The sequence below is a fragment of the Aerococcus sp. L_32 genome (genome assembly GCF_050689315.1).
Genome location: NZ_JBOEQF010000446.1, coordinates 1 through 1,530, shown reverse-complemented (window position 1 = coordinate 1,530; position 1,530 = coordinate 1). Strand labels below are relative to the sequence as shown.

At 40.1% G+C, this 1,530-nt stretch carries 2 protein-coding genes; one reads left to right on the top strand and one right to left on the bottom strand.

The genetic code is table 11. The features are described 5' to 3' along the window. Positions 1-797 (bottom strand): glutathione-dependent disulfide-bond oxidoreductase (gene yghU, locus ACRCJ0_RS13790; RefSeq protein WP_419970751.1); only part of this gene is annotated, 797 nt, incomplete at its 3' end. Between the two features lie 160 nt (positions 798-957). Between yghU and ndk the strand changes: the two genes are divergently transcribed. Then, positions 958-1,371 carry a nucleoside-diphosphate kinase gene (gene ndk, locus ACRCJ0_RS13785; RefSeq protein ID WP_418148763.1) on the top strand — a complete coding sequence of 138 codons (414 nt, stop codon included), beginning with the start codon at positions 958-960 and terminating at the stop codon, positions 1,369-1,371. The last annotated feature ends 159 nt before the right edge of the window (positions 1,372-1,530 follow it).

Sequence of the window (1,530 nt, the reverse complement as noted above, 5' to 3'; positions counted from 1 at the left end):
GCTTGGTCTAATGGTTTGTATTCTGCTGCCAAACCACGTTTAACTGCTGGGCGTTCATTGATTCTATTGGCCCATTCAACCACGTTTTTGTATGATTCAGCATCCAAGAATTCTTTAGACCCTTCATATAATTCACCAAGGACTAGACGGCCATACCATGACCAGATTGCGATATCCGCAATCGTATATTCATCACCCGCGATAAAGTCGCGCTCAGCCAATGTTTGATCTAGTAAGTCTAATTGACGTTTGGTTTCCATTGTAAAACGGTCAATTGGGTATTTTAATTTTTCAGGTGCATAATTGAAGAAGTGACCGAAACCACCACCAACATAAGGACCAGCACCGATTTGCCAGAATAACCAGTTCAAGGTTTCTGTACGCCCGTGAATATCTTTAGGTATTAAGTGACCAAATTTTTCAGCTAAATAAAGTAAGATAGAACCTGATTCAAAAACGTTCAAGGCAGGTTCTTGACTTTGGTCTACTAAAGCTGGAATTTTAGAGTTTGGATTGATTTCAACAAAATCCGAACCAAATTGATCCCCGTTTCCAATATGAATTAAGAATAGGTCATATTCAGTATTTGATACGCCCAAGTCTTTTAATTCTTCTAGTAGAATAGTAATTTTAATCCCGTTTGGTGTACCCAAAGAATACAACTGTAAATCAGCCTCTCCAACAGGCAGTGTTTGTTCAAAACGGCTACCTGCAGTTGGACGGTTACCACCTAGATTCTTGATTTCTTCAGCTTCATTTTCCCATGTCCATACATTTGGTACAATATACTCGCTCATTTAATCGCTCCTTTTTTAATCCTTACTTGCTTACCTAAATATACCACCGCCCATGTAGTAAAGTTAAATCATTCGCTCATTGAAAGGGTTAAAAATTCGTAAATTACTGGTAAATTTCAGGGAGTTACTTATAATAGTAAATTAAAGGAGGCTTTTCATTATGCCTGAACAAAAAACTTTTATTATGTTGAAACCAGATGTCTTAAAACGCGGCTTGATGGGTGCCATTATCTCGCGTATCGAAGATCAAAATTATTTTATTGAGCGCGCCCAGGTCATGGAATTAGATAAACAAATGGTGGCCCACCACTATGCCCACTTATTGAATGAGGATTTTTACCCTGAGCTTGAATCTTATATGCTTTCTGGCCCGGTCTTTGCTATGGTGGTTACCGGCGATAACGTCATTGTTGGGATGCGGAAAATCATAGGTGCAACCGACCCACGCGATGCAGCGCCTCATACCATTCGCGCTGATTTCGCCAGAAATGTGACTGAAAATGCCATTCACGGTTCAGACACAGAAGAAAATGCAGCCATTGAAATCACCCGTTTCTTCAATTCTTACGAATAGTAAATACACAAAAAGAGCCTACAACAGCCTGCAATCCCCATTATTATATTGGGCATTAGCAAGTTGGTGAGTGCTCTTTTTTCAAATCGTCATTTAAATCAGCTGGTCAGCGGCAGCAAGTACGGCGTCATAATTGGGTTCGTCTCGCATGTCCGCAAC

Excerpts from the sequence above, each read along its gene's own strand:
- ndk (WP_418148763.1), top strand. The coding sequence starts at position 958 with ATGCCTGAACAAAAAACTTTTATTATGTTGAAACCAGATGTCTTAAAA.